This window comes from Yersinia sp. LJYL362 (assembly GCF_048323875.1).
In genome coordinates this window covers 1-8,133 of record NZ_JBLWEX010000006.1, presented here as the reverse complement: position 1 = coordinate 8,133, position 8,133 = coordinate 1, and the positions used below count along the sequence as shown (strand labels likewise).

The window sequence follows — 8,133 nt, the reverse complement described above, 5'->3', positions numbered from 1 at the left end:
AGCAACGTATTCAGCACTGCCAAGCGTACTGCCACTGATCAAGGTAATGTCAGCCATAAAGAACCCAACCGAAGTAATGAACCGGTATTGTACGCTGTGAATCAGCTGGGATCTACCTGTGGATAATGTGGGTATAGTTATTTAGTGCTCAGGGCACGATGGTACGCATGATGGGGTTTTGCAGGGAAATAAGAGTCTCGGTTGACTGGATCTCATCAATGGTTTGGATCTTGTTGATAAGTACCTGTTGTAGTGCATCTATCGATTTACACATGACCTTAATAAAGATGCTGTAATGGCCTGTGGTGTAATAAGCCTCGACAACTTCTTCTAAACTTTCCAGTTTTTTTAACGCAGAGGGGTAATCTTTGGCACTTTTCAAAATGATGCCAATGAAGCAGCACACGTCATAACCCAGCTGTTTTGGATTAACGTGAACACAAGCTGCGGTGATAATCCCTGCCTGACGCATTTTCTCCACTCGGACATGAATTGTTCCTGGGCTAACACCAAAATTTTTGGCTAATTCCGCATAAGGTGTACGCGCATTTTCCATTAATGCGTTCAGGATGCCACGATCGAGATTATCGATTTGATAAATTTCACTCATATTAACCCCCTTTTTTTATCGATTATCTAATTATAGACACATAAAAATGAATGATTAAAAGTGAAAAGGCAATATTGTTTATTGGATATTGAATTTAACCCTCATTCTGTTGCTTAATCGATGACAAGCCAAACGGCACAACAGACAATTTGCATAATCGACAGCAACGAATTGAGAAAACGACAATGAAAAAGCAATTTATCCAAAAACAACAACAGATCAGTTTTGTAAAATCCTTCTTTTCCCGTCAACTAGAGCAGCAATTGGGCCTAATTGAGGTGCAGGCACCCATCCTGAGCCGTGTGGGTGACGGTACCCAAGATAACCTGTCTGGTTCAGAGAAAGCCGTTCAGGTAAAAGTAAAAAGCTTGCCAGACGCAACTTTTGAAGTTGTTCATTCATTAGCTAAATGGAAGCGTAAAACCTTAGGTCGCTTTGATTTTGGTGCTGACCAAGGAATTTACACCCATATGAAAGCATTGCGTCCTGATGAAGATCGCTTGAGCGCCATTCATTCTGTGTATGTCGATCAGTGGGATTGGGAGCGCGTCATGGGTGATGGCGAGCGCAACCTGGCTTATCTGAAATCCACGGTTAACAAAATCTACGCGGCTATTAAAGAAACCGAAGCAGCGATCAGTGCAGAATTTGATATAAAACCTTTCTTGCCAGAACAGATTCATTTTATCCACAGTGAAAGCCTGCGCGCTAAATTCCCTGATCTGGATGCGAAAGGTCGCGAACGCGCCATTGCTAAAGAGCTGGGTGCTGTTTTCTTGATTGGGATTGGCGGCAAATTGGCTGACGGTAAATCTCATGATGTTCGTGCCCCGGATTATGATGACTGGACCTCTCCGAGTGCAGAAGGTTTTGCCGGGCTAAACGGTGACATTATTGTCTGGAACCCCGTGCTGGAAGATGCTTTTGAAATTTCATCCATGGGCATTCGCGTCGATGCTGAAGCACTGAAACGCCAATTAGCGCTGACATCAGATGAAGATCGTCTGAAACTGGAATGGCATCAATCACTGCTGAAAGGTGAAATGCCGCAGACAATCGGTGGGGGTATTGGTCAGTCCCGTTTAGTGATGTTATTGCTGCAACTACAGCATATTGGTCAGGTGCAATGTGGTGTGTGGGGGGCAGAAGTCAGCGAGAAGGTAGAAGGCTTGCTGTAATTCCCAGCAGATCATCTCTGAATTATTTCAACCCGTTATGGCTTATGCAGCTATAGCGGGTTTTTAACATCATAAACATAAGCGGGTTCTTTCATCTATGCTGTAGGTGGCATAATACTGAGGTATTTCACCTATAAGGTTGTTGACGTTATGGCCCGATTTCACCCTCTTAAACATTACTCACATGCGCGTCCAAGGCTGCTATTATCTGTTGGTGCTGGAATAATCACTTACTTCCTGTTGCCATCACATTTCACTGTATTACTGCGCTTGATGGTGAGTTGGAATATATTTGCGTGGCTCTATTTGTTCTTTTTATGGCTGCAATTATTGCGCAATGATCCGAAAAAAATCAGATTAATAGCTCGTGTGCAGGATGAAAGTGCCAGTATGGTGCTAAGTATTGTTAGCATGGCGTGTTTGGCGAGTATTCTGGTTATTCTGTTTGAGTTAAGCACGGCGAATCAGTTATCGGGTTCTGCCAAAGCATTCCATTTAGTCCTCACAGGAATGACTTTATTGGTCTCGTGGTTATTATTGCCAACCGCTTTTACTATGCATTATGCCCATTTATTTTATTTATCCCGCGATGAGTCAGACGCTGTTCTCCCGTTAATTTTCCCTAAAGAGGTTACTGAGCCTACTTATTGGGATTTTCTTTATTTTTCATTCACTATAGGGGTCGCTTCCCAAACCGCTGATGTCTCGACTGGCACGTCAGATATCCGTCGAGTGGTGCTCTTGCAGTCAGTATTATCCTTTATTTTCAATATGACGATCTTGGGATTATCAATTAACGTCGGGGCTGGGTTACTGAACTAGAATAGTTTCTTAGCGCTTCCAGCGGCGCATTAAACGGCTTTTTAACCCGGTATCAAAGCGCCAGATATGATCGAAAATCCGCATGATACCGGGCTTGCCATAGGCCGACATCGCCACTGCATGGAACCGGTGTTGATGGGCTTGCTGCTGGATTTTAATTTTTCGGATCAGTTCTTCAGGTAAGCGCTGGGCAATGAAATCTGAAATAATCACGGCATCGGCATCATACCAATCTCGTTCTTCCATTTTGCTTAGAGTGCTGGCTAAGCAGGCCGCCAAATCGGTGCCGCCACGAAAATGTTGGCTGAGAAAGCGTATCGCCTGCTCAATACCACTGGCTGATGATAGCTCGTAGTGAATGATTTCTGTCGCGAACAGCATGATGTAACAGCGGCGATTATCCTCCAGCGCAATACGTAGCAGGGCTAGACAGAAAGCTTTGGCACATTGTTCATTGAAGCCACCCATCGAACCCGATGTATCGACACAGACAATAAAGGGGCCGCGAGGTTGTTCGTCATGACTTTTAAGGCTGATAGGGCGCTGTAAGGTTTTTTCCTGCCAATTATCACCTTGTAAGCGATAGGTGAGTAAACGTCGCTCCAGTAAGCGGCGATAAAACTCAAACTCCAGCTCACTCATTCCTAGCATGACCAACTCGGTCGGCAATAATCGTAGAATATCATTGCTCTGGTGAATGCCACTGACCTCTTCTGGCACGGTATCAGGTTGGCGAACCATCACGGTATAAGGTTCAAAGCGGGCATCAGGGGTAGGTTGCGCTTTGGCGGATCGACTGCGCCCCAATTGCTCTGCAAGTTGCTGTAATTCCGGCTGCTGTTGCAGAAAATCGCCATATTGCAGCAATAACTGATAATCACCACGTTGCAAATGCCCCTGGCTCATATCCCAAAGCCGCCCTGCCGCTCCATCATTAGTTGCAAGAATGGGTTCCAAAGCACCACTGAGCGCAAGCCGCTGTTGTAACTCAGCTAAAAGTTGCTCTCGCTCTTGTTCCAGTAGTTGATGATGGATGGTGATGGTTTGTAAGGTTAGGCTGACACGCCAGCGCTGTAAGAAGAGAGTTTGAAAGCTATCACCGGTTTGGGGATTTCTATCTAAATCAGCGGTGTGCAGCAATGTTTTAGCTTGTGTGGCGAAAGGGGAATGCCATTGTTGCAGTTGCACCACAATCTGCGGGAGATGGGCATAAAATAGCGGGCTATCTTCCAATTGACTCTGTTGGTATAAAGCAAACTCGTTTGCCAGACCAGCGGGGACTTTTGCCTCCCGAATTCGCTGTTGTAAGTTTTGCTTCCAGCCGGGGATATCCTTCATTAGTGCCCGTTTAATGCGCGGAAATTTTTCAAAGAATATGGCTAACTGCGGTGAGGCCAGTAACCCCACTACCATCTCTTCGATAAGCTCACTTTCACTTATCGATAGCAGCAAATCCAATGTTGCCAGGCTGAGCATAGATCAATGACCGCGTAGTTTTTGTTGTAGCTGTTTCACTTGCTCAGCCACATTCAATAAGCTGGCTTCTATTTTTGCTAACCAAGAGGACGGCGTAAACAAGCAAGGTTGATGTTGACTGAATAGCCGCCGTTGCTCTGCCAGGCTATTTTCCAATTCCGCCAACTCCACCAGCAGCTCGGAAGGCACACTGGCAGTGGAAGCTCCGGGTTGCGACAGTATTGATGATTGGCGACTGACATCCAGCACCGTGATATGCAGTTGATCATCAACTTCAGCATCAATAGATTGGGCATAACCGACACCATTTAATTTGGCGCGTAAAACCCCACCTTTATTTAACCATTGAGCCAGCGCCTCTTTCTCTATTTGCAGGTGATTGACCTGAATATCATGCAAGCTGAGTGGTTTTTGCAAGAACAGTGTCAGGGTGCTATCAGTAAGATGGTCTGGCAGAGAATATTGCGGTTTACGGCTGAACATACCGCTTTGTTTGGTCACCGTCAGTGCTTGATGGTCACTTTGCTGCTGTTGGTGTTTCAACCATTGAGCATGTATATGCTGGAGCTTCATTAATAGGCTTTGTTGCTGATACCCCTGTTCAGTTAGCAACTGTTCAAGCTGTTGTTGTAGCAATTTAAGCGAACTTAAATCATGCCATAAGCAATCTTTCAGCAAAATTAAGTCTATTGGCGTTATTTCATTTCGTCCGCTGAAGAAGGCGCTAGCTTGCAGTAAACGCAGAGCCTTTTTCCACCGTCGGTCAGAGACATATGGTGCTTGTTCTTGTGCGCTGAGCTGCTGACGTAGCTGAAAAATAAGCTCAAAACAGTTATCCGGTAGAGCTATTTTGTCTATTAAGGGTTGCCACTGATAAAACTCTTCATCGCTGATACTGAGATTTTCAGCTACCGGATTATGATTTTCATTTTGTCGGCTGAGCAGTAATGAGCGGAAGTTCTGCTTTTCTTGCACGCGATCCAGCCATAGGCGGATCAGCATTCGGTCATAAAGCGCTTCCAGGCTGCTGTCTGCATCGGGTAATTCGTTAGAGGCCGTCACCAACAAACGCATCGGGATACTGTCTTCTCGATCACCATTACGAAAGCGTCGTTCGTTAATGGCGGTCAGCAAAGTATTCAGAATGGCTGGACCAGCTTTCCAAATTTCATCCAGAAATACGATTTCAGCTTCGGGTAAATAACCACCAGTCATGCGCTGATAGCGCCCCTCTTCTTTCAGAGCTTGAATAGAGAGTGGGCCAAATACTTCTTCCGGTGTCGAAAAACGGGTCATCAGATATTCAAATGCCCGGGCATTTCTAAAAGCAAATTTTAGGCGTCGAGCAATCAGACTTTTAGCAATCCCCGGTGGGCCGAGCAGGAATACGCTTTCGCCACTCAGTGCGGCCAGCAAACACAAGCGGATAGCTTCCTGTCTTTCATACAGACCACTTTCAAGGGCACTGCTCAAGCGGGAGATTCTTTCTGCTAATTGTGATGATTGCGCCATAATTGCTCTATATATTCCGTTAGTTGATTGATTTTTAACTGATCAGGGGGAATAGATCCTCTTTTTCTTAGTGGTATAGCATTTTTTTCTTAATAGGATAGCTCATTGATTAGTAATATTTTTATATCATCAGCTATTTGTAGTCGATCTATTTTCGTACTTTTTGTTGTTTGATTTAAGAGTAGGCAATCTATTGAAATGGTGCATACTGTGCGCCTTTTGGCAGGCGTATAAGAATACATAACAGGCAGTAGCGATGACTAAGTGCACGCATCGGCTTATGGATGTTCTAGCAAAAAGAAATCAATTATGAGCACAGAACATAAAAAACAATCTTTATCGGCGGTAACCCTGGCTGCAATAGGGGTCGTTTATGGTGATATTGGTACCAGCCCACTCTATACCCTGAGAGAGTGTTTTTCTGGTCATTATGGTTTTGATGTCCGTCCTGATGTGGTATTTGGTTTTTTATCACTGATCTTCTGGATGTTAATTCTGATTGTCTCGGTTAAATATCTGACCTATGTCATGCGCGCGGATAACGCCGGTGAAGGGGGGATTTTAACGTTAATGTCTTTGGCTGGGCGTAATACCTCTTCCAGAGCCACTTCAATTTTGGTTATTCTCGGCTTAATTGGCGGTAGCTTCTTTTATGGCGAGGTGGTTATCACGCCAGCCATATCCGTTATGTCGGCTATCGAAGGGCTGGAAATTGCCGCACCTGCACTTGATCCTTATATTGTCCCTTGCTCGATTGCTGTTTTAACTCTGCTGTTTGTTATTCAAAAACACGGTACCGGTAGCGTGGGTAAATTATTTGCCCCGGTGATGCTGGTTTGGTTCCTGACACTGGCGCTGCTCGGGCTGCGCAGCATTATCGCCAATCCAGAAGTATTGGCTGCACTGAATCCTAAATGGGCAATCAGCTTCTTTACTGAATATAAGTCTGTTTCTTTCTTTGCCCTTGGTGCGGTGGTATTGGCAATTACAGGGGTGGAGGCCTTATATGCAGATATGGGGCACTTTGGTAAATTTCCTATTCGATTGGCGTGGTTTACTGTGGTTTTACCGTCATTGGTGCTGAATTATTTTGGCCAGGGCGCGTTATTATTGAAAAACCCAGAAGCTATCAAAAACCCCTTCTTCCTACTCGCCCCTGACTGGGCATTGATTCCACTGTTAATACTGGCAACGTTGGCGACGGTAATTGCCTCACAGGCTGTTATCTCCGGTGTATTCTCCTTGACCCGGCAAGCCGTCCGTTTAGGCTATTTGCCGCCGATGCGTATTATTCATACCTCGGAAATGGAGTCAGGCCAGATATATATCCCGGTGATTAACTGGACACTGTATCTGGCGGTGGTATTGGTGATTGTCGGCTTCGAACGTTCCAGTAATTTGGCAGCGGCTTATGGCATCGCGGTAACGGGCACGATGGTTATTACCAGTGTTCTGTTCTGCACCGTGGCACTGAAAAACTGGCACTGGAATCGCTTCTTTGTCTACTTCTTGCTGGTGGCATTATTGGTTATTGATGTGCCGATGTTCTCTGCTAACGCATTGAAATTGTTCTCCGGCGGTTGGTTACCACTGTCATTGGGCCTGGTGATGTTTATCATCATGACCACTTGGAAGAGTGAGCGTTTCAGCTTGCTGCGCCGTATGCACGAACACGGTAACTCTCTGGAGGCGATGATTGCCTCATTGGAGAAATCGCCTCCGGTACGTGTTCCTGGCACGGCGGTGTATATGTCTCGGGCGATGAATGTCATCCCGTTTGCATTACTACATAACCTTAAACATAACAAAGTGTTACATGATCGGGTTGTTCTACTGACACTGCGAACTGAAGATGCGCCTTATGTCCATAATGTTAATCGAGTGACTATCGAGCAGCTATCTCCGACATTCTGGCGGGTTGTAGCGAGTTACGGTTGGCGCGAAACCCCGAATGTGGAAGAGATTTTCCATCGCTGCGGTTTGGAGGGGTTACCTTGCCAGATGATGGAAACTTCATTCTTTATGTCCCACGAGTCACTTATCCTGACCAAGCGGCCGTGGTATTTGTTCTTGCGCGGCAAGTTGTTTGTGGCCCTTAGTCGTAATGCGCTGCGCGCAGCCGATCAGTTTGAGATCCCACCGAATAGGGTCATTGAGCTAGGGACGCAGGTAGAGATTTAACTTAGAAGGCCGTTAAACATAACGGCCTCAGATCGCTGACAAACCCTAAGTATTCGATCTTGCAAGGTGAAGGCAGGTAGAAGAGTAAAGCGTCCGCGCCAGGGACGGCGCGAGTCGAGCTCCCAGGGAAGCTTGTTTTAACAAAAGAAGTGTGGCGTCTTTACGATCCGCCTGTTTTCACCGTTACGGGCACTTTAACCTCACCTTTTTTACATTCATCATTCCATTTTTCATTTGTTCAGCGAAACGTTTCGATGGCGATCACAATTTCATCAAATTGGGTTTGCCTTCTGCTGCCATTTTTCTAAACTCAGTATCAGCGAAACGTTTCGCTGTTGGAGTAGAAAATGAAAA

General features: G+C 45.6%; 6 protein-coding genes. 3 read left to right on the top strand and 3 right to left on the bottom strand.

Going from position 1 to position 8,133, the window contains the following annotated elements; translation table 11 throughout:
• Window positions 1-148: 148 nt before the first annotated feature.
• A complete protein-coding gene (gene asnC, locus ACNSO8_RS00220; protein ID WP_005161192.1) occupies window positions 149-610 on the bottom strand; it encodes a transcriptional regulator AsnC in 462 nt (153 codons plus the stop codon).
• 185 nt (window positions 611-795) lie between these two features.
• Here asnC and asnA point away from each other — a divergent pair, with 185 nt between their 5' ends.
• Both asnA and ACNSO8_RS00210 read left to right on the top strand, forming a co-directional pair.
• Complete coding sequence (gene asnA, locus ACNSO8_RS00215; RefSeq protein ID WP_019081481.1) at window positions 796-1,788, top strand: aspartate--ammonia ligase; 993 nt, start codon at window positions 796-798, stop codon at window positions 1,786-1,788.
• Window positions 1,789-1,938: 150 nt separating this feature from the next.
• On the top strand, window positions 1,939-2,610 hold the full coding sequence (locus tag ACNSO8_RS00210) for a DUF1345 domain-containing protein (RefSeq protein WP_019081482.1): 672 nt from the start codon (window positions 1,939-1,941) through the stop codon (window positions 2,608-2,610).
• Between the two features lie 9 nt (window positions 2,611-2,619).
• On the opposite strand, the gene viaA is transcribed toward ACNSO8_RS00210, so the two are convergent.
• Together viaA and ravA are read right to left on the bottom strand one after the other, a co-directional pair.
• A complete protein-coding gene (gene viaA, locus ACNSO8_RS00205; protein ID WP_019081483.1) occupies window positions 2,620-4,086 on the bottom strand; it encodes an ATPase RavA stimulator ViaA in 1,467 nt (488 codons plus the stop codon).
• A 3-nt stretch (window positions 4,087-4,089) separates the two neighbouring features.
• A complete protein-coding gene (ravA, locus tag ACNSO8_RS00200) occupies window positions 4,090-5,598 on the bottom strand; it encodes an ATPase RavA (protein ID WP_418393470.1) in 1,509 nt (502 codons plus the stop codon).
• Between the two features lie 309 nt (window positions 5,599-5,907).
• On the opposite strand from ravA, the gene kup reads away from it, so the two are divergent.
• On the top strand, window positions 5,908-7,779 hold the full coding sequence (gene kup, locus ACNSO8_RS00195; RefSeq protein ID WP_019081485.1) for a low affinity potassium transporter Kup: 1,872 nt from the start codon (window positions 5,908-5,910) through the stop codon (window positions 7,777-7,779).
• Window positions 7,780-8,133 lie beyond the last annotated feature (354 nt).